The following is a 24942-nucleotide window of genomic DNA, read 5'->3' as shown; positions in this document are numbered from 1 at the left end:
TGAAGAGTGCTCGCTGACAAGGACCGCATTTTCACCAATCTCTACGGCCAGGGCGACTGGACGCTCGAAGGTGCGCGTGCGCGCGGCGCCTGGGTAGGGACCAAGGAATTCATCGATGCCGGTCGTGACTGGATCACCAACGAGGTGAAGGCCTCGGGCCTGCGTGGCCGCGGCGGCGCCGGTTTCCCGACCGCGCTCAAATGGACCTTCATGCCCAAGGTCAATGACGGTCGTCCGCATTATCTGCTGGTCAACGCGGACGAGAGCGAGCCAGGCACGTGCAAGGACCGAGATATCTTGCGGCATGATCCGCATCATCTCGTGGAAGGCTGCCTGCTTGCCGCCCGCGCCATGGATGCCCATCTTGCTTTCATCTACGTGCGCGGCGAGTTCATCCGCGAACGCCAGCGCCTCGAGGCCGCCGTCGAGCAGGCCTATGAGGCCAAGCTGATCGGCAAGGACAATATCCACGGCTGGGATCTGGATATCATCGTCCACCACGGCGCCGGCGCCTATATCTGCGGCGAAGAAACCGCGCTGATGGAATCGCTCGAAGGCAAGAAGGGCCAGCCCCGCCTCAAGCCGCCGTTCCCGGCCGGCATGGGCGTTTATGGCAACCCGACCACGGTCAACAACGTCGAATCCATCGCCGTCGTGCCGGAAATCCTGCGCCGTTCGGGCGCCTGGTTCGCCTCGATCGGCCGCGCCAACAATACCGGCACCAAGCTGATGTGCGTTTCCGGCCATGTGAACAAGCCGGCGACCTTCGAAGAAGCCATGGGCGTTACCTTCGAGGAGATCATCGAGAAGCATTGTGGCGGCATTCGCGGGGGCTGGGACAACCTGCTGGCCGTGATTCCCGGTGGCGCTTCGGTGCCCTGCGTACCCGGCGAGAAGATGCGCAATGCCGTGATGGACTTCGACGGACTGCGCGAAGTGGGTTCGTCACTGGGCACCGCTGCCGTCATCGTCATGGACAAGCAGACCGACATCATCAAGGCCATCTGGCGCCTCTCGGCTTTCTACAAGCATGAGAGCTGCGGCCAGTGCACGCCATGTCGCGAAGGCACCGGCTGGATGATGCGCGTCATGGAGCGCATGGTCGAGGGCCGCGCCCAGAAGCGCGAAATCGACATGCTGTTCGAAGTGACCAAGCAGATCGAAGGCCACACCATCTGTGCGCTTGGCGATGCCGCTGCGTGGCCGATCCAGGGCCTGATCCGCAACTTCCGCCACGTCATCGAAGAGCGGATCGACCAGTATACATATTCGTCCACCAGCGACGGCGCCGTGCCGTCGATCGCTGCGGAGTAGGGCCATGGCAACCATCAAGGTCGACGGCCAGCTCGTCGAAGTTCCTGATTACTACACGCTGATGCAGGCGGCCGAGGCCGCCGGCGCGGAAATCCCGCGCTTCTGCTATCACGAGCGCCTGTCGGTGGCCGGAAACTGCCGCATGTGCCTGGTCGAGGTGAAGGGCGGTCCGCCCAAGCCGCAAGCCAGCTGCGCCATGTCGGTCAAGGATCTGCGGCCCGGCCCCAATGGCGAGCCGCCCGAAATGTTCACCAACACGCCGATGGTCAAGAAGGCCCGCGAAGGCGTGATGGAATTCCTGCTGATCAACCATCCGCTCGATTGCCCTATCTGCGATCAGGGCGGGGAATGCGACCTGCAGGACCAGGCCATGGCCTATGGCGTGGACAAGAACCGCTTCGCCGAAAACAAGCGCGCCGTAGAGGACAAGTATATTGGCCCGCTGGTCAAGACCTCGATGAACCGCTGCATCCACTGCACGCGCTGCGTCCGCTTCACCACCGAAGTCGCCGGCATTGCCGAAATGGGCCTGCTGGGCCGTGGCGAAGACGCCGAAATCACGACTTACCTGGAGCAGGCGCTGACCAGCGAGTTGCAGGGCAATGTCATCGACCTCTGCCCGGTTGGCGCGCTGACCTCGAAGCCCTATGCCTTCAACGCCCGTCCGTGGGAACTGGTGAAGACCGAAAGCGTGGACGTGATGGATGCCGTGGGCTCCGCTATTCGCGTCGACAGCCGTGGCCGCGAAGTGATGCGCATTCTGCCGCGCATCAACGAGGCCATCAACGAAGAGTGGATTTCCGACAAGACCCGTTTCATCTGGGACGGCCTCAAGAGCCAGCGGCTCGACCGCCCCTATGTGCGCAAGGGCGGCAAGCTGCAGCCCGCGAGCTGGGACGAAGCGCTGTCCGCTGTCGCCACCCGTGTTAAAAAGGCCGGCAACAAGGTCGGCGCCATTGCCGGCGACCTGTCGGCCGTCGAGGAAATGTATGCGCTCAAGGCCCTGCTGGCGTCAGTTGGCTCGGGCATGACCGATGTGCGTCCGGCGATGTCGGGGATCGACCCGTCCATGCCGCGTTCGGCCTATATCTTCAATCCGACGATTGCAGGCATCGAGCAGGCCGACGCCATCCTCATCATCGGCGCCAATCCGCGCAAGGAAGCGTCGCTGATCAATGCGCGCATCCGCAAGACCTGGCGCGCCAAGGGCCTGCCGATCGCCGTCATCGGCGAGCGTGCCGACCTGACCTATGACTATGCCTATCTCGGCGAAGGCTTCGAGACCCTGGCCGAACTGGCTGCCGGCAAGGGCGAATTCGCCCGGACTCTCGCCAATGCCAAGAACCCGCTAATCATCGTCGGCGAAGCCGCGGTTTCCCATGCGAAGCTCGGCAAACAGGTGGGCCGTGACACGATCGCGCTGGCCGCCAAGCTGGCCAGCGGCGCCAACGTTGCCGAAGGCTGGAACGGCTTTGCGCTGCTGCACAATGCGGCCAGCCGCGTCGGCGGCATCGACATCGGTTTCGTGCCGCATGACGGTGGTGTCTGTTCGGCCGACCAGATCGGTCTGGCCGGCAAGGGCGAGCTGGACGTGCTGTTCCTGCTCGGCGCCGACGAATATGACATGTCGGCCATGGGCAAGGCATTTGTCGTCTATATCGGCAGCCACGGCGATGCCGGTGCGCACCGCGCCGACGTCATCCTGCCGGGCGCGACCTATACCGAAAAGTCGGGCACCTATGTCAATACCGAGGGTCGCGTGCAGGTGACCAGCCGCGCCGTGTTCCCGCCGGGCGACGCCAAGGAAGACTGGGCGATCATCCGCGCTCTCTCGGGCGCCATGGGCAAGCCGTTGCCGTTCAACTCGCTGACCCAGCTCCGTGCCGCCATTTATGGCGACTTCCCACATCTGGCCCGTATCGACCAGATTGCCTCCGGTTCGGCTGCCGATGTCGCCAAGCTGGCTAAGGCTGCCACCAAGACCAAGTCGGCGCCGTTCGGTTCGGCTGTCAGTGATTTCTATCTTAGCAATCCGATTGCCCGCGCTTCCGCCGTCATGGGCGAATGCGCCGCCATGGCTGCCGGGTTGCGGCAGGCAGCGGAGTAGGGGAGACCAATGGACTTTATTCTCTCCGCACTCGACTACCTGCTCGGCATCCCGGTCCTCGGCTGGGGTGTGCAGGTCGGCCTGGTCTACAAGACCCTGCTGCTGCTGGTTGGCCTCCTGATCTTCACGGCCTTCATCCTCTTGGCCGACCGCAAGGTCTGGGCTGCGGTACAGATGCGGCGCGGTCCCAACGTGGTCGGGCCGTTCGGCCTGCTGCAGAGCTTTGCCGACCTGCTGAAATTCGCCCTCAAGGAAGCCGTCATTCCGGGCGGCGCCGACAAGGTGCTGTTTCTGCTGGCGCCCTTGATCACCGCGACGCTGGCCCTGGCCGGCTGGGCGGTGATCCCGGTCGATGCGGGCCTGGCCATTGCCAATGTGAATCTGGGCATTCTCTACCTGCTCGCCATTTCATCGCTCGGCGTCTATGGCGTCATCATCGGTGGCTGGGCGTCCAACTCGAAATATCCGTTCCTCGGCTCGCTCCGTTCCGCCGCGCAGATGGTGTCCTACGAAGTCTCCATCGGCCTCGTCATCATCACCGTGCTGCTCTGCGTGGGGTCGCTGAACCTTTCCGACATCGTCGTCGCGCAGCAGGAAATGGGCCTCGCCTATATGCTCGGCGTACCGTGGCTCAGTTTCCTCAACTGGTTCTGGCTGCCGCTGTTCCCGATGTTCATCGTGTTCTACATCTCGGCCCTGGCCGAGACGAACCGCCCGCCATTCGACCTGGTGGAAGGCGAGTCCGAGCTGGTTGCCGGCTTCATGACCGAATATTCGGCGACGCCCTACCTGCTGTTCATGCTGGGCGAATACATCTCGATCCTGCTGATGTGCGCCATGACCACCGTGCTGTTCCTGGGTGGCTGGGCCTCGCCGATAGACCTGCCGCCCTTCACCTGGATTCCGGGCCTGGTCTGGTTCTTCATCAAGGTGAGCCTGGTGTTCTTCATGTTTGCCATGGCCAAGGCTATCGTGCCGCGCTATCGCTATGACCAGTTGATGCGCATCGGCTGGAAGCTGTTCCTGCCGCTGTCGCTGGCCATGGTCATCATTGTCGCTTTCGTTCTTCAGCTCACCGGCTGGGGCTGGCATGGAGGGATGGCCTGATGCGCGCCGCCCAGTTCGTCAACACGCTGCTGCTCACGGAGCTGGTGAAAGCCTTCTTCCTGACCATGCGCTATTTCTTTTCGCCCAAGCCGACCATCAACTATCCCTTCGAGAAGGGCCATGTATCGCCGCGCTTCCGGGGCGAACACGCCTTGCGTCGCTATCCCAACGGCGAAGAGCGCTGCATCGCCTGCAAGCTTTGCGAAGCCATCTGCCCGGCCCAGGCCATCACCATCGAGGCCGGTCCGCGCCAGAATGACGGCACCCGCCGCACCGTGCGCTACGACATCGACATGGTGAAGTGCATCTATTGCGGCTTCTGCCAGGAAGCCTGCCCGGTCGACGCCATCGTCGAGGGTCCGAACTTCGAATTTGCAACCGAAACGCGTGAAGAGCTCTATTTCAGTAAAGAAAAGCTCCTCGCCAACGGCGACCGTTGGGAGCGTGAGATCGCCGCCAACCTCAGCGCCGACGCGCCGTATCGCTGAGAGGGAAGAGCATGACCCTTCCACTATTCTTCTTCTACCTGTTCTCGGCGATTGCCATCGTTTCGGCCGTGATGGTCATTTCGGGGCGCAATCCGGTCCACGCCGTTTTGTTCCTCATCCTGGCGTTCTTCAACGCCTCGGGTCTGTTCATGCTGGCGGGCGCCGAGTTCCTGGCGCTGCTGCTGATCGTCGTCTATGTGGGCGCCGTCGCGGTGCTGTTCCTGTTTGTCGTGATGATGCTCGACGTGGACTTTGCCTCGATGCGGCAGGGCTTCCTGCAATATGCGCCGGTCGGCGTCATTGTCGGCATCGTGCTGCTGCTCGAACTGCTGCTGCTGGCCGGCAGCTTCGTGATTTCGCCCGAAGCGGCGGGTGGCGCGGCGCTGCCGATCGACGGCACGGTCGACAATATGCGGGCCATCGGGCAGGTGCTCTATACGCGCTACGTTTTCCTGTTCCAGGGGGCGGCCGCCGTGCTGCTGGTCGCCATGATCGGCGCCATCGTGCTGACCCTCAAGCACAAGGCCAATGTGAAGCGTCAGAACCCGGTCGACCAGGTCGCGCGCCGGGCTTCGGAAACGCTCGAAGTCGTCAAAGTCAAAAGCGGTCAAGGGTTGTAGGAGGCATAAATGGGCTTGGGTATCGGGCTCGGTCACTACCTGACCGTAGCAGCAATCCTGTTCACGCTCGGCGTGTTCGGCATCTTCATCAACCGCAAGAACATCATCGTCATCCTGATGTCGGTGGAACTGATCCTGCTCGCGGTGAACCTCAACATGGTGGCGTTCAGCGCCGAACTCGGCGACCTGCAGGGGCAGATTTTTGCGCTGCTGATCCTCACCGTGGCTGCTGCCGAGGCCGCCATCGGCCTCGCCATCCTCGTAATCTTCTACCGCAACCGCGGCTCGATCGCGGTTGAAGACGTCAACATGATGAAGGGCTAAGAACCACCGCTATGATTCAGGCGATTGTTTTCCTGCCCCTTATCGGCGCGCTGATCGCGGGGCTGCTGGGCCGTACCATCGGACACCGTCCGAGTGAGTATATCACCACCGGGCTGCTGCTGATTTCGGCCGTGCTGAGCTGGGTCGTCTTCCTGCCTGTCGCCTTTGGCGGCGGGCTGGTCGGCGCCGAGGTCGATGGCCATACCGCCGTGCTCAAGGTGGAAGTCATGCGCTGGATCCAGGTCGGCGACATGGACCTGCGCTGGATTCTCCGCGTCGATACCTTGACCGCCATCATGCTGGTCGTGGTCAATACGGTGTCGAGCCTGGTTCACGTCTATTCGATCGGCTACATGGCCGATGACCCGCATCGCAACCGCTTCTTCGCCTATCTCTCGCTCTTCACCTTCGCCATGCTGATGCTGGTGACGGCCGATAACTTCCTGCAGATGTTCTTCGGCTGGGAAGGGGTGGGCCTGGCCTCCTACCTGCTGATCGGCTTCTGGTACACGCGTCCGTCGGCCACCGCTGCTGCGATGAAGGCCTTCATCGTCAACCGCGTGGGTGACTTCGGCTTTGCGCTCGGCATTTTCGGCGCCTTCATGGTGCTGGGCCATATCGACTTCGATGGCGCCTTCCATGCGGCCGGTGAATTCGCCACCACGGGCCTGCCGATCATGCAGTTCCTCGGCTGGCAGCTCGATGCCATGACCGTGGTCTGCCTGCTGCTGTTCATGGGCGCCATGGGCAAGTCGGCGCAGTTCCTGCTGCACACCTGGCTGCCCGACGCCATGGAGGGCCCGACCCCGGTGTCGGCGCTGATCCATGCCGCGACCATGGTGACGGCGGGCGTGTTCATGGTGGCGCGCCTGTCGCCGCTGTTCGAGACCTCGCCTTTTGCCATGACCGTCGTGCTGGTCATCGGCGCCATCACCGCCTTCTTCGCGGCCACGGTGGGCCTGGTGCAGAACGACATCAAGCGCGTCATCGCCTATTCGACCTGTTCGCAGCTCGGCTACATGTTCGTGGCTTTGGGGGCAGGGGCCTATTCGGCGGGCATCTTCCACCTCTTCACCCACGCCTTCTTCAAGGCATTGCTGTTCTTGGGCGCCGGCGCGGTCATCCACGCCATGCACCACGAGCAGGACATGCGCAACATGGGCGGGCTGCGCAAGAAGATCCCGATCACCTATGCGATGATGATGATCGGCACGCTGGCGCTGACCGGCGTCGGCATTCCGGGTTCGGACTTCCTGGGCTTTGCCGGCTTCTTCTCCAAGGATTCGATCATCGAGGCGGCCTACGCCGTGGGCGGCAATACCGGCATGTTCGCCTTCTGGCTGCTGGTCATCGCCGCTTTGTTCACCAGCTTCTACTCGTGGCGCCTGGTGCACCTGACCTTCCACGGCACCCCACGTCCAGCCGGTCACGGCCATGGCGATCATACTCATGACGATCACGCGGCCCACGATGACCACGGTCATGACCATGGCTCGGCTTATGACCATGCCCATGAGGCACCTAACGTGATGCTGGTGCCATTCTATGTGCTGGGCGCCGGTGCGGTGCTGGCGGGCGCGGTGTTCTACGGCATGTTCTTCCACGATGTGGAGCACATCCAGCACTTCTTCGCCGGTTCGATCGTCGTCGATCACGAGCTTATCGAGGCAGCCCACCATGTCCCGCTCTGGGCCAAGTGGAGCGCCACGATTGCCATGATCATCGGCTTCGTCGCCGCTTACTTCATGTATATAAGCCGTCCGGAACTGCCGGGCCGGCTGGCCGCCACCAATCCGGGGCTCTACCAGTTCCTGCTCAACAAGTGGTATTTCGACGAGCTCTACGACACGATCTTCGTCAAGCCGGCTTTGTGGATCGGACGCGCCTTCTGGAAGGGCTTCGATGACTGGCTGATCGACGACAAGATCACCGAAGGCCTTGGCCGCCGCGTGCAGAACGTGACCTCCTGGATGGTCAGGCTCCAGTCCGGCTATGTCTACCACTATGCCTTCGCCATGCTGATCGGCGTGGCGGCGCTGTTGACCTGGGCCATCGCGGCCGGGGGACTGATCTGATGACCTTCGAAAACACTATCCTCACGGTCCTCACCTGGCTGCCCTTCGCTGGCGCGGCGGTGCTGCTGTTCACGCCCAAGACCGCCCTTAACGCCATCCGCTGGATGACGCTGATCGTCACGGTCATCGTGTTCGCACTGTCGCTGGCCATGTGGCAGAGCTTCGACCCATCCAACCCGGGCTTCCAGTTCGTGGTCAACTACGCCTGGATTGGCGACACCATCGGCTACCGCGTCGGCGTCGATGGCATTTCGGTGCTGTTCGTGGTGCTGACCGCGCTGCTGATGCCCTTCGCCATCCTGGCGAGTTGGGAGAGCATCCAGATCAAGGTCAAGGAATACATGATCGTATTCCTGGTGCTGGAAACCCTCATGATCGGCGTATTCACTACGCTCGATCTGGCCATGTTCTATGTGTTCTTCGAAGGCACGCTGCTGCCGATGTTCCTGATCATCGGCATCTGGGGTGGCGCGGCCCGCATCCAGGCCAGCTACAAGTTCTTTTTCTATACGTTCATCGGCTCGGTGCTGATGCTGCTGGCCATCATGGCGATGTACTGGAATGGCGGCACGACCGATATTGCCAAGCTGCTGACCCATGAATTCCCCAAATCCTGGCAGCCCTGGCTGTGGTGGGCGTTCTTCGCCTCGCTTGCGGTCAAGATGCCGATGTGGCCGTTCCATCGCTGGCTGCCGGAAGCCCACGTGCAGGCGCCCACGGCGGGCTCCGTCATTCTGGCGGCGATCCTGCTGAAGCTTGGCGGCTACGGCTTCCTGCGTTTCAGCCTGCCGATGTTCCCCGATGCTTCCGCGCAGTTCGCCAACATCATCTTCTTCCTCTCCGTCGCCGCCATCATCGTGACCTCGCTGGTCGCCCTGGTGCAGACCGACATGAAGAAGCTGATCGCCTATTCGTCGGTCGCCCATATGGGCTTCGTGACCATGGGCATCTTTGCCGGCAACGCTTTGGGGATCCAGGGCGCCATGTTCCAGATGATCAGCCACGGCATCGTCTCGGGCGCGCTCTTCCTCTGCGTCGGCGTCATCTATGATCGCATACATACCCGCGATATTGCCGCCTATGGTGGCCTGGTGGAACGCATGCCGCGCTATGCCTTTGCCTTCATGGTCTTCACCATGGCCAATGTCGGCCTGCCGGGCACGTCGGGCTTTGTCGGCGAATTCCTGACCATGATCGGTGTGTTCCAGGTCAACACCTGGGTCGCCTTCGGCGCCGCTTTCGGCGTGATCTTCTCGGCCGGCTATGCGCTGTGGCTCTATCGCCGGATCATCTTCGGCGCCCTGACCAAGGACAGTCTCAAGGCCATCCTCGATCTCGACCTGCGCGAGAAGATCATCCTCTATCCGCTGATAGTGCTGACCATCGTCTTCGGTTTCTATCCGGCGCCGATTCTCGACACGACCGCCGCGGCCGTTGACAACCTGGTGTCGCATTATGCGACCGCTGTTGGCCTCGATCCGGCCGTGTCGCTCGCCGATGCACAGGCGCCGCTTGTCCATGCTGAACCGGTTGCTGCCGCAGAGCCGGCCGCGGCCGAGCCTGCTGCCCACTAGGAGAGTCCCGTGAACTCAGACGTTATCGATTTCGCGAGCCTGGCTCCCGCCTATCCTGAAATGCTCCTGGCTCTGGGCGCTGTGGTGCTGCTGATGGTCGGCGTGGCGATCAACAAGGAACGCTCGATCCTTGTGTCCTACGCCTCCGTGCTGCTGCTCCTCGTGGTGGCCGCGCTGATCCTCTTCGCACCGGCAGAAGGCGTGCTGTTCAATGGCGTCTTCATCGGCGACAGCTTTGCCCGTTTCATGAAGGTGCTGGTGCTGGGCGGATCGGCCTTCTCGCTGTTGCTGGCCTTGCCGCGCGCCGAGGAACACGGCACCCACAAGTTCGAATACGCGATCCTGGTCCTGCTGGCGACTTTGGGCATGATGGCCATGGTCTCGGCGAACGACCTGATGAGCCTCTATGTCGGCCTCGAATTGCAGTCGCTGTCACTCTATGTGCTCGCCGCCATCAAGCGTGACGACGGCAAGGCGACCGAAGCCGGCCTTAAATATTTTGTGCTCGGCGCCCTCAGCTCCGGCATGCTGCTCTATGGCGCCTCGCTGATCTATGGCTTCACCGGCCATACCAACCTGCAGGAAATCGTGCTGGCCATCGCCAGCGAAGGCCGCTCCATCGGGCTGATCTTCGGCGTGGTGTTCCTGCTCGCCGGTGTTGCCTTCAAGATTTCGGCCGTGCCGTTCCACATGTGGACGCCCGACGTCTATGAAGGCGCGCCGACCCCGGTCACCGCTTTCTTTGCCACGGCGCCCAAGGTTGCTGCGATGGCGCTGATGGTCCGGCTGGTCATGGATACGTTCCAGGGCATCAGCCATGACTGGCAGCAGATCGTCATCTTCCTCTCCATCGCCTCCATGGTGCTGGCGGCCTTCGCGGCCATCGGCCAGAAGTCCATCAAGCGGCTCATCGCCTATTCTTCGATCGGCCATGTCGGCTTCGCGCTGGTTGGCCTCTCCTCGGGGACGCAGGTTGGTGTCGAGGGCGTCGCCATCTACATGGCCATCTATGTGACCATGACGGTGGGGCTTTTCGCCTGCATCCTGTCGCTGCGGACCGAAGCCGGTTATGTAGAAAATATCAGCGATCTCGCCGGCGCCGCGCAGGCCCGGCCCTTCGTCGCCGCCATAATGGCGATCATCATGTTCTCGCTGATCGGCATGCCGCCGCTGGCCGGGTTCTTTGCCAAGTGGCACGCCTTCCTTGCCGCCATCGACGCCCAGCTCTATGTGCTGGCGGTCATCGGCGTGCTGGCTTCGGCCGTCAGCGCCTTCTACTACCTGCGCGTCATCAAGATCATGTATTTCGACGAGCCGGTCGCCAAGTTCGAGGCCGTGCCTGCCGAGCTCAACATCATCATGGGCCTGAGCGGTTTCCTTCTCGTCACCTACTATTTTACCGTCGGCAGTCCCCTGGCCAGCTTTGCCCATACTGCCGCCGGAAGCCTGTTCTAGGTGCCGGACTTCGTCCTCGGACCCACAGCGCGCGCGGCCGGATATCGGCTGCGCGGCCATGACGCGGTCGGTTCGACCAATTCCGAGGCGATCGAAGCGGCAAATGCCGGCGATCCCGGCGGCATCTGGTTCGCGGCCCGCCAGCAGACCGCGGGCAGGGGCCGTCGAGGCCGGCAATGGGAAAGCCCGCATGGCAACCTGGCCGCCACGCTCTTGATTGTCCCCGAAGCCGATCCCACCTTGGCGGCAACGCTGGGTTTCGTGGCCGGCGTATCCCTCAACCGCGCCCTCTCGGCCATCCTGCCGGGCGGACTGGTCAAGATCGGCATCGATGGCGCCGATGCACTTGGGGGCAATTCCCGCATCGCGCTCAAATGGCCCAACGACGTGCTGGCCGACGGCGCCAAGCTCGCCGGCATATTGCTTGAGGCCAGCAAGCTGCCCGACGGCCGTCATGCCGTCGCAATCGGCTTCGGCGTCAACGTAATCGCCGCGCCCCAAGGTTTGCCTTATCCAGCTACGAGCCTCAGCGATCTGGGCGTGGTCCGCAGGGCCGAGGATGTGTTCGAGGCCCTGAGCGATGCCTGGGTCGATACGTTCGGCCTGTGGAACGACGGGCGTGGCATCGGCGACGTGCTGACGCATTGGCGCGCCTCCGCGGCTGGCATTGGCGCGCCGGTGGCGGTCAGCCAGAACGGCGATGTGCTACGTGGAATTTTCGAGACCATCGACGACGCGGGGCGCCTGATCGTCCGCGCCGACGACAACCGTCGCATCGCCATCACGGCGGGTGACGTCCATTTTGGGGCAACGGCCAGCGCCCGAAGCTGACCACAACAACGCGCGCGACCGGCGACCAATGATCGATCCGGCGCTGCGCTCGAAAGGACTGAACTGACCCATGGCCAAAAACCAAAGGGATGAACTCGTCTTCGTACCGCTCGGCGGCGTTGGCGAGATCGGCATGAATATGGGCGCCTACGGATTCGGGCCGGAACGCTCGCGCAAGTGGATCGTGGTCGATTGCGGCGTCACCTTCGGCGGGCCCGACCTGCCGGGTATCGAACTCATCATGGCCAACCCCGAATTTCTCGAGGAACGCGCCGACGACGTGCTCGGACTGATCCTCACCCATTCGCACGAAGACCACTACGGCGCCGTGTTGGATCTGTGGCCCGGCTTCGAGAAGCCGGTCTTCTGCACGCCCTTCACCGCCGCCATGCTGGCCGCCAAGCGGGCAGGGGATGGCATTGTCGAGAATGTCGACGTCACCATCATGCGGCCGGGCAAGCCGTTCACGGTGGGGCCCTTCACCATCGAGGCGATCAACGTCGCCCACTCGATTCCCGAATCCAATGCCCTGCTGATCACCACCCCGATCGGCCGCGTGCTGCATACCGGCGACTGGAAACTCGATCCGACGCCCGTTGGCAATGCCCCGACCGATGTGGCGCGGTTGCAGAAGATCGGCGAGGACACGTCCACCCCGCTGGCGCTGATCTGCGACTCGACCAATGCGCTCAAGGACGGCGAAAGCCCGAGCGAAGCCGAAGTCGCGGCCAACCTCGCCGCCATGATCGCCGAATCCCCCAATCGTGTCGCCGTCACCACTTTCGCGTCCAATGTCGGTCGCGTCATCTCCATCGTCCGTGCCGCCGAAAAAGCCGGCCGCCAGGTGGTGATGTCCGGTCGGTCGCTGCATCGCATCATGGGCATTGCCCGCGAACTTGGCATGCTCGAGGGCCTGCCGCCGCTGCTCGACCAGGATGCCTACAAGTCCATCGCCCGCAACAAGATCGTGCTGATCTGCACCGGCAGCCAGGGCGAAGCCCGCGCCGCCATTGCCCGCATTGCGCGCGGCGAACATCCGGTGATCGATCTCAATGCCGGCGACCGCATGATCTTCTCGTCCTGGGCCATTCCAGGCAATGAGCGCGAAGTCATCGACATCCAGAACCGGCTGATCGACAAGGGCGTCGAGGTCATCACCCAGAATGACGGCCTGGTCCACGTCACCGGCCACCCGCGCCGCGAAGAATTGCGCCGGCTCTATTCGTGGGTGAAGCCGGCCGTGCTGGTGCCCGTGCATGGCGAAGCGGTCCATCTGGAAGCCCACGCCAAGCTAGGCCGCGATTCAGGCATCCCCGCTGTCTGCGAGACCCGCAACGGCGATCTCGTGCGCCTGTTCCCCGAGCCGATGGCCTTCCCGGCCGAGGTGCGGACGGGCGAGCTTTATCTCGATGGGCTCGTGCTCTGCACGCCCGAAGAGTCCGGCGTCAAGGGCCGCCGCCGCCTGTCTTTTGGTGGCCATGTCGTGGTCAGCCTCGCCGTCAATGGCGGGGGCCAGGTCGTGTCCGGTCCCGATCTCGTCATCGAGGGCCTGCCTGAGACCGAGGACGAGTCGCTGACCGAGCTGGTGGAAGACACCGTTGCCGGCGTGCTCAAATCCATGCCACCCAAGCGGCGCAGCGATACCGAAGTGCTGAACTCGGCCCTGTTCAAGGCCATTCGCAACGAGGTCAACGCCTATTGGGGCCGCAAGCCGAACGTTTCGGTCTTCGTGCATCGGGTCTGACCACCTGGATGCGGCAATAGGAAACGGCGGTTCCCGCTTTCGCGGGAACCGCTCCGGGCGTATTGAGGGCGCATTGCAGCGGAAGGAAAAGCCATGCAGATCGGCTCCATCATCGCGGTTTTCTTCGTCATCTGGTGGCTGAGCTTTGTCGCTGTTCTGCCGATCGGCAATCGCAGCCAGATCGAGGTGGGCAAGATCACGGCGGGCACCGAGCCTGCCGCTCCCGCCACGCCGCACCTGCTGCGCCGCGCGCTGATCGCTACTGGCATCGCCATCGTGATGACTGGCCTGCTGTTGTGGGGCCTCACTAATGAAACGCTGCATCACTATTGGAACCGCTAACCCCCTGACTGCGGGGTGATCCTGCGGCCCGGCTATGCGACTTTCGGTCGGGGGAGGGATCAATGCGACACCTGTTTCTGAATGGAGCGTTTGCCGGGGCGCTGCTTGCGGGTCTTGTCTTGCCCGCGGCGGCCTGGGAACACGGCATGGACGCCGGTGACAGCGATGTGCTGCATTGGGTGGCGGCCGACAATTTCACCAACGACGTCCAGTTGGTCTTCTATTGCTTCTCGTCGGCGCCTGGGGCGATCAACGCACAATTTCGCACGCAACAGCCGGCAGCAGGGATCGGCCAGCGCGAAGTGGTCAAGGTGACGTTGAACGGCACGCCGTTCTCGGAGCTGGTTGGAGAAGTCGCCGAAATCGACGGCGGATTGGCCGTGGCAACGAGCGGAGGTGAGGCGAGCGTCGCGGATATCGCGCGGGCGATCTATGCCGAGAGCGACTTGGTGACCCTGACATTTCGGGACCGTGCCTGGCACTTTGCCGGTGCGGACCATGGCGACGGCTTTGCGGCCATGCTCGACGGATGCGGCTGACGGGGTCAGCGCTTCCGCTTCGGCTTACCCACGGCGTTGGCATGAGCCATTTCCAGCGCCGCCCGCAGGTCATCTGGAGTCGCCGCGGCCAGTATGGCCGTCGTCCAGCCCTGACGACCCCAACCATTGTCGATGGGCCTGAACACCTCGGGCGCGAGCTGGCATTTGAATTCCTGCTCGTCGGGGGTGAACTTGAAATTCGCCGTCCGCCCACTGGAATCGAGCGTCACGTAGATGCGATCCGCCTTGAACGCCGCCCGATCGAAATGCGGCGCTTCGGTGGTTCCGGGCAGGGCGAGAGCCATGCGCCGGAGATCGGCTCCATCAGCCATGCGAAACCTCCACGAATGCCTCTGGCTGGCTTACCTTCGCCACCGGAAACAAAAAAGCGGGGCACAAGGCCCCGCTGAAAAGAGTTTGTTCGACAATACGTTGGTCTTAGGCACGCTATTGAAGCGGCAGCCAACGCTCCTCCCTTGACGTTGTCGACGTCCGGCGGTTTGGGCCGCCTTTGTTTTATTGCGACGGACCCTAACAACAAGATTTCGCCCTGTCACGCAGATTCTGCATGCCTTCCATGCTTGCATCGGATGGACGAGTAGGATTTGAGTGGGCATCAACAAAAGCCTTGAGTCGACGGACGTTTTCGGGAGTTCACATGCGCCTGTCTCGCTACTTTTTGCCAGTGCTGCGCGACGTTCCCAAGGAAGCCGAAATCGTTTCGCATCGCCTGATGCTGCGTGCCGGCATGATCCGCCAGCAGGCCTCCGGCCTCTATTCCTGGTTGCCGCTCGGCTACAAGGTGCTGATGAAGGTGCAGAAGATCATCGAGGAGGAGCAGAACCGCTCCGGCGCGATCCAACTGCTGATGCCCACCATCCAGTCGGCCGACCTGTGGCGCGAAAGCGGGCGCTATGACGCCTATGGCAAGGAAATGCTGCGCATCGAGGATCGGCACGAGCGCGAATTCCTCTATGGCCCCACCAATGAGGAGATGATTACCGACATCTTCCGGGCCTATGTGAAGTCCTACAAGGACCTGCCGCTGAACCTCTATCACATCCAATGGAAGTTCCGCGACGAGGTGCGTCCGCGCTTCGGCACCATGCGCAGCCGCGAATTCCTGATGAAGGACGCTTATTCCTTCGACTTGAGCAAGGAAGATGCCGTCGCCGCCTACGAGCGCATGTTCGTGGCCTATATGCGCACCTATGCCCGCATGGGCCTGACCGCCATTCCCATGCGCGCCGATACCGGCCCCATCGGCGGCGATCTCAGCCACGAATGGATCGTGCTGGCTGATACCGGCGAAAGCCAGGTCTTCTGCGACCGGCGCCTGCTCGACAAACCCATCCCCGGCCCCGATACCGATTTCCGCGGCGACCTCAAGCCGATCTTCGAGGACTGGACCTCGCTCTATGCGGCGACCGAGGAAATGGTCGACATGGGCGAATATGAAGCGGCCGTGCCGGAGGAATTCCGGGTTTCGGCGCGCGGCATCGAAGTCGGCCATATTTTCTACTTCGGCACCAAGTATTCCGAACCCATGAAGGCGACCGTGACCGGTCCCGACGGCAAGGAAATCACCGTGCATATGGGCTCCTACGGCATCGGCCCGACCCGCCTGGTCCCGGCGCTCATCGAGGCCTTCCACGACGATGCCGGCATCATCTGGCCGGTGAGCGTGGCGCCGTTCGAGGCCGTGCTCATCAACCTCAAGGCGGGCGACGCGGCCTGCGATGCGGCCTGCACAAAGCTCTATGACGAGTTGAACGCCGCCGGCATCGACATGCTCTACGATGACCGCGACCAGGGCGCCGGTGCCAAGTTCACCACGGCAGACCTGATCGGCATTCCCTACCAGATCATCCTGGGGCCGCGCGGCCTTGCCGCGGGCGAAGCCGAGATCAAGCATCGCAAGACCGGCGAGCGCGAAACACTGCCGATCGCCGACGCCGTGGCGCGGCTCAAGGGTCTTATCGAACCGCAGCGAAAGACCGACATTTGACCGAACCGGCGCCGCCTCTGCTGAACAAGGGCACGCGCGCCTTTTCGCGCTTCGAATGGATGATTGCCGGGCGCTACCTGCGCGCCCGCCGCAAGGAGGCGTTCATTTCGGTGATCGCCAGCCTGACCATGGTCGGCGTCGCCATCGGCGTGGCCACGCTGATCGTGGTCATGTCGGTGATGAACGGCTTCCGCGCGGAGCTGCTGACCAAGATACTGGGCCTCAACGGCCATTTCACCGCCTATCCCATCGAGCGCGAATTCACCGACTACAAGGAGACGGTGGCGGCGCTCGAACAGATCGATGGCGTGAGCTTTGCCGTCTATTTCGTCGAGGGCCAGGTGCTGGCTTCGGGGCAGGGCAGTTCCACGGGCGTCACCGTGCGCGGCATGGACGAGGAAAACCTCAAAAAGCTCAAGCTGCTTTACAATGCCGCCGAACAGGGCGGCTGGGACGCATGGGACGAGAGCAAGGGCGTGGCCATCGGCTACCGGCTGGCGCAGACGCTCGGCGTGTCGCTGGGCGACCAGGTGCAGATCATCAATCCGAACGGGGCGATGACGCCGTTCGGTTCGACGCCGCAAATCCGGTCCTATCCGGTCAATGTCATCTTCGACCTGGGCATGGTCGAGTTCGACAGCTTCTTCATGTATATGCCGCTCGAGCCGGCGCAGGATTATTTCAAGATGGTCGACGAAGTGCTCAAGCCCGGCATGTCGCCGCCCGGCACCGGCCCGCTCGACCCGCCGCCGACCAATGCGGAAATCGACGCCGCCTATGACCATATCGGCCAGGCGACGGCTGCCGAAATCTTCATCGACGACCCCGACAACATCGCCGTCATGCGCCAACGGCTGCAGGCCGATCCGTCGACCCGCCCGCTGATCCTCACCGACTGGCAGCAGCGCAACGAGACATTCTTCTCGGCGCTGCAGGTGGAGCGGGTGGTGATGTTCACCATCCTGTCGATGATCATCCTCGTGGCCGCCTTCAACATCATTTCCAGCCTGATCATGCTGGTGAAGGACAAGAGTTCCGACATTGCCGTGCTGCGCACGATGGGCGCCACGCGCGGCTCGATCATGCGCATCTTCTCGATCACCGGCACGACGATCGGGGTTATCGGCACGCTGAGCGGCGTGGTGCTGGGGTTGATCGTCGCCGCCAATGCCGAGCCCTTGCGGGCCTTCGTCTCCAACACGCTCGGCGTGGCTATCTTCCCGCCCGAAGTGTTCTTCCTGTCTTCGCTGCCCTCCAAGACCGATCCGGTTGAGGTGACGGTGGTGGTGTGCCTGGCGCTGGGCCTGAGCTTCCTGGCGACGCTCTATCCCGCCTGGCGGGCGGCGCAATACGACCCCGTCGAGGCCCTGCGCTATGAGTAAACCGCATCTGGTTCTGACCGATGTCCATCGCCACTATGGACAGGGCGACAGCATGGTCCGCGTGCTCGAAGCGGCCAACCTCACGGTCAACAGCGGCGAGCTGGTGGCGCTGGTGGCGCCGTCGGGCGCCGGCAAATCGACCCTGCTGCACCTGTCGGGCCTGTTGGAGAGCCCCCAGAGTGGCGAAGTCGCCATCATGGGCATTCCGACCAGCAAGCTCGGCGATCGTGGCCGGACGCAATTGCGCCGCTCGACCGTGGGCTATGTCTACCAGTTCCACCACCTGCTGCCGGAATTCACAGCGCTCGAAAACGTCACCATGCCGCAGCTCATCGCCGGCAAGTCACCAGCCGAAGCCCACAGTCGCGCCATGGAACTGCTCGACCTGCTGGGCGTGGCGCCCCGCGCCAGCCACCGGCCGGCGGAACTGTCCGGCGGCGAGCAACAGCGCATCGCCATCGCCCGCGCCGCCGCCAACCATCCCAAGGTGATCCTTGCCGACGAGCCGACCGGCAATCTCGACCCGGAAACCAGCGACGTGGTGTTCGCGGCCTTGGCCAGCCTGATCAAGAATGAAGGGGCTGCCGCCCTCATCGCCACGCATAACCACGACCTGGCGCGCCGCGCCGACCGCATCGTGACGCTCAAGGGCGGATTGGTGGTCGATCACACATTGTGATCGACAGCATCTAGAGTGCCGCGGCGATATCCCTGGCCAGGGCGGCCAGGTCCGCGTCGTCTGCCTTGCCGCCGCCATGGGTGCCAAGGGCGACGCCCTCATAGACCGGGATGACGTGGAAATGCAGGTGGAACACCGTCTGCCCGGCCGGCGCTTCGTTGAACTGCACCACCCGGATGCCGTCGGCACCGGTGGCCTGCTTGACCGCATTGGCCACCTTCTGCACCAGCGGAATCACCGCCGCCAGCGCGACAGGATCGGCATCGAGCAGGTTGCGGGAGGCCGCCTTGGGAATGATCAGCGCATGCCCGCGTGACTGCGGGAAAATGTCCATCATCACCAGGGCGGTGTCATCCTCATAAACCCGGTGGGCCGGGATTTCGCCGCGCAGGATCTTGCCGAAGATATTGGACGGATCGTAGCTCATGGTTCACTCCGCCGGCTGGGAAACGTCCGGCTGGTCCTTCTGGAAAAAGCGGAAACGGAAATAGTTGAGCACGGCCAGCCCGGTCAGCGTAACCGGGACGTAGCGGAAGCCGCGGCGGATGAAGAAGAGCGCAATATTGACCGCCGTTGCCGCGCTCATGGCGCCCTTGCCCATGGCCGAGGTGAAGGAGGACGGCACGATGTGCCGGTAGATCAGGGCATCGGAGCGGTAATAGTCGCGGGCTCGTAGAGCATAGGCGCGCTTGGAGGCCGAATAGGCCTTGAGCTCGTCCATGCCCATATCGCCGTGGAACTCGACCTCCGAGCCCAACGCCCAGACTTCGGGCGGGGCGAGGCGCGCCTTGCCGATCTCGGTGAAGAGTTCGGTCAGTTCGCGGAAGGTGACGTTGTTGGCGTTCCAGCAATCGTCGGTCTTGGCGCCATGCGCTAGCACCAGGACGTCGGCCCGCTCCAGCTTTTCGCGCATGGCGGCGTAGTTGCCTTGGGTGAAATCCACGCCGGACCTGGCGGTTTCGACTATGCCGCCCAGCCGGATCAGCTTGTCCACCATGGCCGAGCCAAAGGCGCCGCTGGCCCCGGTCACCAGGAAGCGGCGGCCCTTGATCTGGCAGGTAGTGCCGAAGATCAGGTCGAACACATTGGCGAAGGACGAGAAGAAGTTGTGCGGATAGACGTGGTGCATGGCGTGGTAGTTGTTATCCACCCAGAGCAGGCCTTGCTGCCCCCCGACGCGATCCATCGACATGTGGTTATAGTCGAGCCCTTCCTCGCGCAGCGTCATCACCAGCATGACGGTACGGATGGCGGCCACGGCCGCAATCACCGGCCAGGGAAAGACCAGCAGGAACACCAGCGTTCCCGCCAGCGAGGTCAGGTATTCGGGCAGGATATGGAACCAGATATTGGCCCGCGCATAGGCCGGGTTGATCTGCATGTCGAGGCCGAGAAACTTGTGATGCACCCAATGCCAGGACGAAAAGGTCCGCAAGAGCGGGATGCTGGACCCTTCCCATTTGTGCAACGTCCAGTGGAGCGCGTCGAACAGCGCCGTCGACACGATGAAGACGAGGGCGGCCTGCAGCAGGAATACAAAAATGTCCCAGATCATGACGTCCTACATACGGCGGTTGGCGAGTGGGGGAAAGTGCGTTCGTGGCACGTCCCTCGTAGTTCGAGGCTCGCGAAGGGCTCGCACCTCACCATGAGGGCGTGGCATCTATCTGCCCGTCCGCTCACCCTTGCGGAAGGGGGTGAATTGCTCGAGCAGCTCCTGGTTTCGCTCGACCGAGGCGCGCTCGTGCCCGAGATAGTCGGCCACGGCCTCGCGCAGACCGGGATGGGCGATCCAGTGGGTCGACCAGGTGGTTGCCGGCGCATAGCCCCGTGCCAGCTTGTGTTCGCCCTGCGCGCCGGCTTCCACCACGTCCAGCTTGTGAGCGATGGCATAGTCGATGGCCTGGTAGTAGCAGAGCTCGAAATGCAGGAACGGCACCTCGCGGGTGCAGCCCCAGTTGCGACCGAAAATGCGGTCCTTGCCGACGAAGTTGATGGCGCCGGCAATGGCTTCGGGCCCGTCATAAGCCAGCATCAGCACGATGCGGTCGGCCATTGTTGCGTTCAGCCGCGAGAAGAATTCGCGGTTGAGATAGGGCCGGCCCCATTTGCGGGCACCGGTATCCTCGTAGAAGGCGTAGAACGCGTCCCAGTGCTCTTCGCGCAGGTCGCTGCCGGAGAGCCACTTGACGGTCAGGCCACCGGCCAGCGCGTCGCGCCGCTCGCGGCGGATGGTCTTGCGCTTGCGCGAGGAGAGCGTGTCGAGGAAGTCGTCGAAGCTGGCAAAGCCCTGGTTGTGCCAGTGGAACTGCGTATCGGCGCGCTTGAGCCAGCCATCGGCTTCGATTTCCCCGGCCTCGGCTTCCGGGACAAAGGTGGCGTGGACCGAAGAGGCGTTGCGCTGGATGGCCAATTGCTGGGCCGTCGAGAGCAGCGCGGCGCGGATCGTGGGGTCGCCGGAGGGCACCAGCAGCTTGGGTGCGGTGGCCGGGGTGAAGGGCACCGAGCATTGCAGCTTGGGATAGTAGTGGCCGCCGGCCCGCTCCAACGCGTCGGCCCAGCCATGGTCGAAGACATATTCACCCATGGAATGGGACTTGAGGAAGAGCGGCATCAGGCCGCGCGGCTGGCCGCTGTCGTCGCTCAGCAGGATGTGTTGCGGCTGCCAGCCGGTGCGCCCGGTGGCACAGCCTGACTCTTCCAGCGCCAGGAAAAAGGCGTGGTCGAGAAACGGGTTGTCGCTGCGCCCGTCGGTCGAGGGCACAAGGCTGTTCCACACGGCGGCGGGAATGCTCGCGGTGCTGGGATGGATGGTGGCGCGAAAAGTGGGCTGGTCTGCCAAGGGAAATCCCGGCGGGAGTCAATGGTCGGCCAAAGATAGGACCTTTCGCCGGCCAATGTAAGGTTGTGCCGGCGAACGATCACGCGGATTTGGGCGAGAAGCCTTCGAAGACGATCTGGTCGGCATAGGGGCGTGCCGCGTCCGCCTCGGCCTGCGAGCGAATGGTCCAACCCGTCACCGGCTTGCCGAGAGCCCGCCAGAAGTTGATGGCCGGGAGTTGCAGGGCATTCCTGTCGCAGGAGATGAAATCGAACTGCGTCTCGTGCCAGTGCAGCAGGTGCCGCAGGGTGAAGCGTTGCTCCTCGGTCAGGTGGCCGTCCCACTCGTTGGGCTCATAGTCATAGGTGATGATGCCCCGCGGACCGGCAAAGCCGAACTGCCGAATGGCCGTCAGCAGGTGGGGATCGAACGATTCCACCGTCACGGGCCCGTCATAGGACTTGAGCGCTTCGGCCACGGCCCGCGCCAGCAATTGGGTGCCGGCCGGGTCGCGCTGATGCTTAAGCTCGATCTGCAGCAGCGTCCGCCCGGCGATCTGAGCCAGGAAGGTGCTGAATTTCTGCGGACAATCGCCGGCCGCACTGTCGAGCAGCCTGGTGGTGGTGATCTCGGCCGCGGCGCAGTCGGCGATGGCGCCGTCCTTGCCCAGCAGGCGCTTCATGTCATCGTCGTGGAAGATGACCGGCACGCCGTCGCTGCTGAGCTGTACGTCGCATTCGATGGTGAAGCCCGCGACGATGGCGGCCTCGAAGGCGCTGGCGCTGTTCTCGATAATGCCGCTGGCCCGGTCATGCAGGCCGCGATGGGCAATCGGATTGGGAAACAGAGGTTCGGTCATGATGGCCCTCCTCGTGGTTGAGATGCTGCAATGACACCGGAATGTGACGATGATGTAGCGATCAGACTTCCACGACCGCTTCGATCTCGACCGCCGCGCCAAAGGGCAGGGAGGCGACGCCGAAGGCCGCGCGGGCATGCTTGCCCTTGTCGCCCAGCACGCCCACCAGCAGGTTCGAGCAGCCATTGGCCACCAGGTGCTGCTCGGTGAATTCGGGGGTCGAAGCGACCAGCACCGTCACCTTGAGGATGCGCTTGATGTCTTCCAGCTGCACGCCGCCCATATGGACGATCTGGCTGAGCACGTTGATCGCTGCCAGTTCGGCGGCATTGCCGCCCTGCACCACGTTCATGGTGTCACCCAGCAGCCCGGTGACCACGCCGTTCGCATCGGCCGAAATCTGGCCGGAGACGTAGAGGATATTGCCGGTCCGGGTCACTGGGACATAGCTGGCGACCGGGGCCTTGGGCGCGGGCAGTTCGTAGCCGTATTCGCGGAGCTTCTCGATCGGACTGGTCATTTTGTGTTGCCTTCGTTCTGGTCGTCATCTGGTTCTGCCGGCAGGAGCGCCGGCTTGCCTCGGTAGAGCTTGCCCCGCACCACGGCCTCCCGGCCGAAGCGATTGCGCACACGGTCCATGGCCCGCTCGGCGGCGGCCTTGCGGGCAATGGCTGGCTCCAGCAAATCGGCCGGATCGCTGCCGTCGGCGGTATCGATACCCGAAACACCGATTCCAATCAGCCGGAAAGCTGTGCCATCGACCTCGCGCTCCAGCAGCGACCGGCCGGTTTCGTAGATCACATTGGCCAATTGCGTGGGGATCATCAAATGCCGGGCGCGTGTGCGCAAGCGGAAACCGGCCGATTTGAGTTTCAGCGTCACCGTGTCACCCACAACACCCTTGGCCTTGAGCCGTTCGGACAGGCGCTCGGTGACATTGAGCAGTTCGGTAGAAAGCTGATCCAGATCACTGATATCGCTGTTGAATGTCGTTTCAGACGAGACGGTTTTCATCTCGCCGTCAGGCGAAATGCGGCGGCTATCCTCGCCGCGGGACAGGCGGGCGAGACGCGCGCCGGTTTCGCCATAGCGGCGCATCAGGTTTTCCGGGGGCTCGCTCTGCAACTGGCCGATCGTGGTAAGGCCGTCCTTACGCAGGGTTTCGGCGAACACCTTGCCGACGCCGTAAATCAGGCTGATGGGCCTGGGCGCCAGGAAAGACAGGGTTTCCACCTTGCCGATAACGGCGAAGCCGCGCGGCTTGTCGAGGTCCGAGGCAACCTTGGCGAGGAACTTGTTGTGGCTGAGGCCGACCGAGATGGTGACACCGAGGTCGGTTTCGATGGCGCGGGCGAATCGGGCCAGGACGAGGGCAGGCGGGGCTTTGTGGAGGGCCTGGGTGCCCGACAGATCGAGGAAGGCTTCGTCGATGGAGAGCGGTTCGACCAGCGGCGTCAGGGCGTCCATATATTGGCGAATCTGGCGGCTGACGCCGACATATTTGGCCATGTTCGGCTTGATGATGACCGCGTCGGGGCAGAGTTTCTTGGCCTGGAACATGGGCATGGCCGAGCGGACGCCGGACTGGCGGGCGATGTAGCAGCAGGTGGAGACGACGCCGCGCGTGCCGCCGCCGATGATCAGCGGCTTGTCGCGCAGGCTGGGATCGTCCCGCTTCTCCACCGAGGCATAGAAGGCGTCGCAATCGACATGAGCGGTCGAGAGCTGGAACAGTTCTGCATGGCTGCGCAGACGCGGTGAGCCGCAGCCCGGACAGCGGGCGGGCACGGCAGCGCTGGAGCCGTGGTTCAGGCAATCGCGGCAGAGCCAGTCGAGGGCCACGGATCACCCCGAGGGGTTGAGCCGATGCCACACCCGCATGAACTGTTCGGGCGAGGTGCCGGAATTTGCGCAGAGGGCGAGCAGAATCGGTTCGTTTGAGGCAAAATAGTCGATGAGGCCGTTTTGCAGGGCGGCTGAGCCGACAGAACGGCGAAGGTTATCCGGGTCGAGCCCGGCGAATTGCATGAAAGCCAGCAGTTCATCGGGGTTTTCCGCGAGATAGCCGAGGCAGGAATCGGCCAGTGAAGCCACGGAAGTTTCGACTGTCTCAGAACGCGGCACTGCCGGCCTCATTTGGTGTTTTGTAAGAGATTGCATGGTAGCTCAACAGGGCGGCAAAGCGAAGCGCCGCCAGCGCCTTAGCGGCGCGAGGAAGGACCGATGCCAAAGACTGTGATGATCGTTGAGGACAATGAGCTCAACATGAAGCTCTTCAACGATCTGCTGGAATCGCGCGGCTATGCCGTCATCCAGACCCGCAACGGTATGGAGGCGCTCGATCTTGCACGCGCCCACCATCCCGACCTGATTCTCATGGATATCCAATTGCCGGAGGTTTCGGGCCTGGTGGTGACCAAGTGGCTCAAGGACGATGACGACCTGGCCCATATCCCGGTCATCGCCGTCACGGCCTTCGCCATGAAGGGCGACGAGGAACGGATTCTGCAAGGCGGTTGCGAGGGTTACATCAGCAAACCGATCTCCGTGCCTCACTTTCTGGAAACTATTGCCCGCTACATTGGGCCGGCCTGACCAGCAGAGCCAGCCCGCCTGCCTGCCCGGTCAGCCCGCTCGACGCCGCTGGGGGACGCCTGCGGCCGGCGACAGGTT

General features: G+C 63.1%; 25 protein-coding genes. 17 read left to right on the top strand and 8 right to left on the bottom strand.

Features of this window, described 5'->3' with window-relative positions:
- The first annotated feature begins 6 nt into the window (after positions 1 to 6).
- From nuoF to ASD80_RS14220, 13 genes are all read left to right on the top strand, one after another.
- Positions 7 to 1314, top strand: a complete 1308-nt coding sequence (gene nuoF, locus ASD80_RS14280) for an NADH-quinone oxidoreductase subunit NuoF (RefSeq protein ID WP_056234053.1) — start codon at positions 7 to 9, stop codon at positions 1312 to 1314.
- Between the two features lie 4 nt (positions 1315 to 1318).
- Positions 1319 to 3421 (top strand): NADH-quinone oxidoreductase subunit NuoG, encoded by a 2103-nt coding sequence (gene nuoG, locus ASD80_RS14275; protein ID WP_056234049.1) that lies wholly within the window; start codon positions 1319 to 1321, stop codon positions 3419 to 3421.
- A 9-nt stretch (positions 3422 to 3430) separates the two neighbouring features.
- Positions 3431 to 4528, top strand: coding sequence for an NADH-quinone oxidoreductase subunit NuoH (gene nuoH / locus ASD80_RS14270; RefSeq protein ID WP_056234045.1), 1098 nt, complete (start codon positions 3431 to 3433; stop codon positions 4526 to 4528).
- Entirely contained in the window at positions 4528 to 5016 is a 489-nt protein-coding gene (nuoI, locus tag ASD80_RS14265) for an NADH-quinone oxidoreductase subunit NuoI (RefSeq protein ID WP_046170135.1), read from the top strand. Before nuoH ends, nuoI begins: the two co-directional genes overlap by 1 nt.
- Before the next feature lie 11 nt (positions 5017 to 5027).
- Positions 5028 to 5636: an NADH-quinone oxidoreductase subunit J gene (locus tag ASD80_RS14260; protein WP_056234043.1), complete on the top strand. Its 609-nt coding sequence runs from the start codon at positions 5028 to 5030 to the stop codon at positions 5634 to 5636.
- A 15-nt stretch (positions 5637 to 5651) separates the two neighbouring features.
- Positions 5652 to 5960, top strand: a complete 309-nt coding sequence (gene nuoK, locus ASD80_RS14255; protein WP_056234449.1) for an NADH-quinone oxidoreductase subunit NuoK — start codon at positions 5652 to 5654, stop codon at positions 5958 to 5960.
- Positions 5961 to 5971: 11 nt separating this feature from the next.
- Positions 5972 to 8035 carry an NADH-quinone oxidoreductase subunit L gene (gene nuoL / locus ASD80_RS14250; RefSeq protein WP_056234040.1) on the top strand — a complete coding sequence of 688 codons (2064 nt, stop codon included), beginning with the start codon at positions 5972 to 5974 and terminating at the stop codon, positions 8033 to 8035.
- Positions 8035 to 9609, top strand: a complete 1575-nt coding sequence (locus ASD80_RS14245) for an NADH-quinone oxidoreductase subunit M (RefSeq protein ID WP_056234037.1) — start codon at positions 8035 to 8037, stop codon at positions 9607 to 9609. Before nuoL ends, ASD80_RS14245 begins: the two co-directional genes overlap by 1 nt.
- A gap of 9 nt (positions 9610 to 9618) precedes the next feature.
- Positions 9619 to 11064: an NADH-quinone oxidoreductase subunit NuoN gene (gene nuoN / locus ASD80_RS14240; protein WP_056234034.1), complete on the top strand. Its 1446-nt coding sequence runs from the start codon at positions 9619 to 9621 to the stop codon at positions 11062 to 11064.
- Positions 11065 to 11895 carry a biotin--[acetyl-CoA-carboxylase] ligase gene (locus tag ASD80_RS14235; protein ID WP_056234032.1) on the top strand — a complete coding sequence of 277 codons (831 nt, stop codon included), beginning with the start codon at positions 11065 to 11067 and terminating at the stop codon, positions 11893 to 11895.
- 70 nt (positions 11896 to 11965) lie between these two features.
- Positions 11966 to 13639, top strand: coding sequence for a ribonuclease J (locus ASD80_RS14230; protein WP_056234030.1), 1674 nt, complete (start codon positions 11966 to 11968; stop codon positions 13637 to 13639).
- 93 nt (positions 13640 to 13732) lie between these two features.
- Positions 13733 to 13981: a DUF1467 family protein gene (locus ASD80_RS14225; RefSeq protein ID WP_056234027.1), complete on the top strand. Its 249-nt coding sequence runs from the start codon at positions 13733 to 13735 to the stop codon at positions 13979 to 13981.
- A 62-nt stretch (positions 13982 to 14043) separates the two neighbouring features.
- Entirely contained in the window at positions 14044 to 14520 is a 477-nt protein-coding gene (locus ASD80_RS14220; protein WP_056234025.1) for a hypothetical protein, read from the top strand.
- 5 nt (positions 14521 to 14525) lie between these two features.
- Here ASD80_RS14220 and ASD80_RS14215 read toward each other — a convergent pair whose 3' ends face one another.
- Positions 14526 to 14852 carry an MmcQ/YjbR family DNA-binding protein gene (locus ASD80_RS14215; RefSeq protein WP_056234022.1) on the bottom strand — a complete coding sequence of 109 codons (327 nt, stop codon included), beginning with the start codon at positions 14850 to 14852 and terminating at the stop codon, positions 14526 to 14528.
- Positions 14853 to 15178: 326 nt separating this feature from the next.
- On the opposite strand from ASD80_RS14215, the gene proS reads away from it, so the two are divergent.
- The 3 genes from proS to ASD80_RS14200 are packed head-to-tail and all read left to right on the top strand — an operon-like array spanning position 15179 to position 18589.
- Positions 15179 to 16528, top strand: a complete 1350-nt coding sequence (gene proS, locus ASD80_RS14210; protein ID WP_056234020.1) for a proline--tRNA ligase — start codon at positions 15179 to 15181, stop codon at positions 16526 to 16528.
- Positions 16525 to 17910 carry an ABC transporter permease gene (locus tag ASD80_RS14205; protein WP_413813381.1) on the top strand — a complete coding sequence of 462 codons (1386 nt, stop codon included), beginning with the start codon at positions 16525 to 16527 and terminating at the stop codon, positions 17908 to 17910. The genes proS and ASD80_RS14205 overlap by 4 nt, the downstream gene beginning before the upstream one ends.
- Positions 17903 to 18589: an ABC transporter ATP-binding protein gene (locus tag ASD80_RS14200; protein ID WP_056234017.1), complete on the top strand. Its 687-nt coding sequence runs from the start codon at positions 17903 to 17905 to the stop codon at positions 18587 to 18589. Before ASD80_RS14205 ends, ASD80_RS14200 begins: the two co-directional genes overlap by 8 nt.
- Positions 18590 to 18599: 10 nt before the next feature.
- Here ASD80_RS14200 and ASD80_RS14195 read toward each other — a convergent pair whose 3' ends face one another.
- The 7 genes from ASD80_RS14195 to ASD80_RS14165 all read right to left on the bottom strand — a co-directional run bounded on the left by ASD80_RS14195 (position 18600) and on the right by ASD80_RS14165 (position 24363).
- On the bottom strand, positions 18600 to 19016 hold the full coding sequence (locus tag ASD80_RS14195; RefSeq protein ID WP_056234014.1) for an HIT family protein: 417 nt from the start codon (positions 19014 to 19016) through the stop codon (positions 18600 to 18602).
- Positions 19017 to 19019: 3 nt separating this feature from the next.
- Positions 19020 to 20144 (bottom strand): hypothetical protein, encoded by a 1125-nt coding sequence (locus ASD80_RS14190; RefSeq protein ID WP_056234011.1) that lies wholly within the window; start codon positions 20142 to 20144, stop codon positions 19020 to 19022.
- A gap of 108 nt (positions 20145 to 20252) precedes the next feature.
- On the bottom strand, positions 20253 to 21431 hold the full coding sequence (locus tag ASD80_RS14185; RefSeq protein ID WP_156460465.1) for a GNAT family N-acetyltransferase: 1179 nt from the start codon (positions 21429 to 21431) through the stop codon (positions 20253 to 20255).
- A gap of 79 nt (positions 21432 to 21510) precedes the next feature.
- Positions 21511 to 22269: a glycerophosphodiester phosphodiesterase family protein gene (locus tag ASD80_RS14180; protein ID WP_056234009.1), complete on the bottom strand. Its 759-nt coding sequence runs from the start codon at positions 22267 to 22269 to the stop codon at positions 21511 to 21513.
- 61 nt (positions 22270 to 22330) lie between these two features.
- The gene (locus ASD80_RS14175; protein WP_056234006.1) at positions 22331 to 22789 is read right to left on the bottom strand and encodes a RidA family protein; all 459 of its coding nucleotides are present in this window, start codon (positions 22787 to 22789) and stop codon (positions 22331 to 22333) included.
- The gene (locus tag ASD80_RS14170; RefSeq protein WP_056234003.1) at positions 22786 to 24111 is read right to left on the bottom strand and encodes a DNA polymerase IV; all 1326 of its coding nucleotides are present in this window, start codon (positions 24109 to 24111) and stop codon (positions 22786 to 22788) included. The genes ASD80_RS14175 and ASD80_RS14170 overlap by 4 nt, the downstream gene beginning before the upstream one ends.
- A 3-nt stretch (positions 24112 to 24114) precedes the next feature.
- Positions 24115 to 24363 carry a DUF3572 family protein gene (locus ASD80_RS14165; protein ID WP_162247368.1) on the bottom strand — a complete coding sequence of 83 codons (249 nt, stop codon included), beginning with the start codon at positions 24361 to 24363 and terminating at the stop codon, positions 24115 to 24117.
- A gap of 129 nt (positions 24364 to 24492) precedes the next feature.
- Here ASD80_RS14165 and ASD80_RS14160 point away from each other — a divergent pair, with 129 nt between their 5' ends.
- Positions 24493 to 24864 carry a response regulator gene (locus ASD80_RS14160; protein ID WP_056233995.1) on the top strand — a complete coding sequence of 124 codons (372 nt, stop codon included), beginning with the start codon at positions 24493 to 24495 and terminating at the stop codon, positions 24862 to 24864.
- Positions 24865 to 24942: the final 78 nt, after the last annotated feature.

Origin of the sequence: Devosia sp. Root635 (assembly GCF_001427605.1) — a bacterium.
GTDB lineage: Bacteria > Pseudomonadota > Alphaproteobacteria > Rhizobiales > Devosiaceae > Devosia.
Note: the sequence above shows the minus strand (reverse complement) of the source record. Positions and strands in the feature narration are given on the sequence as shown.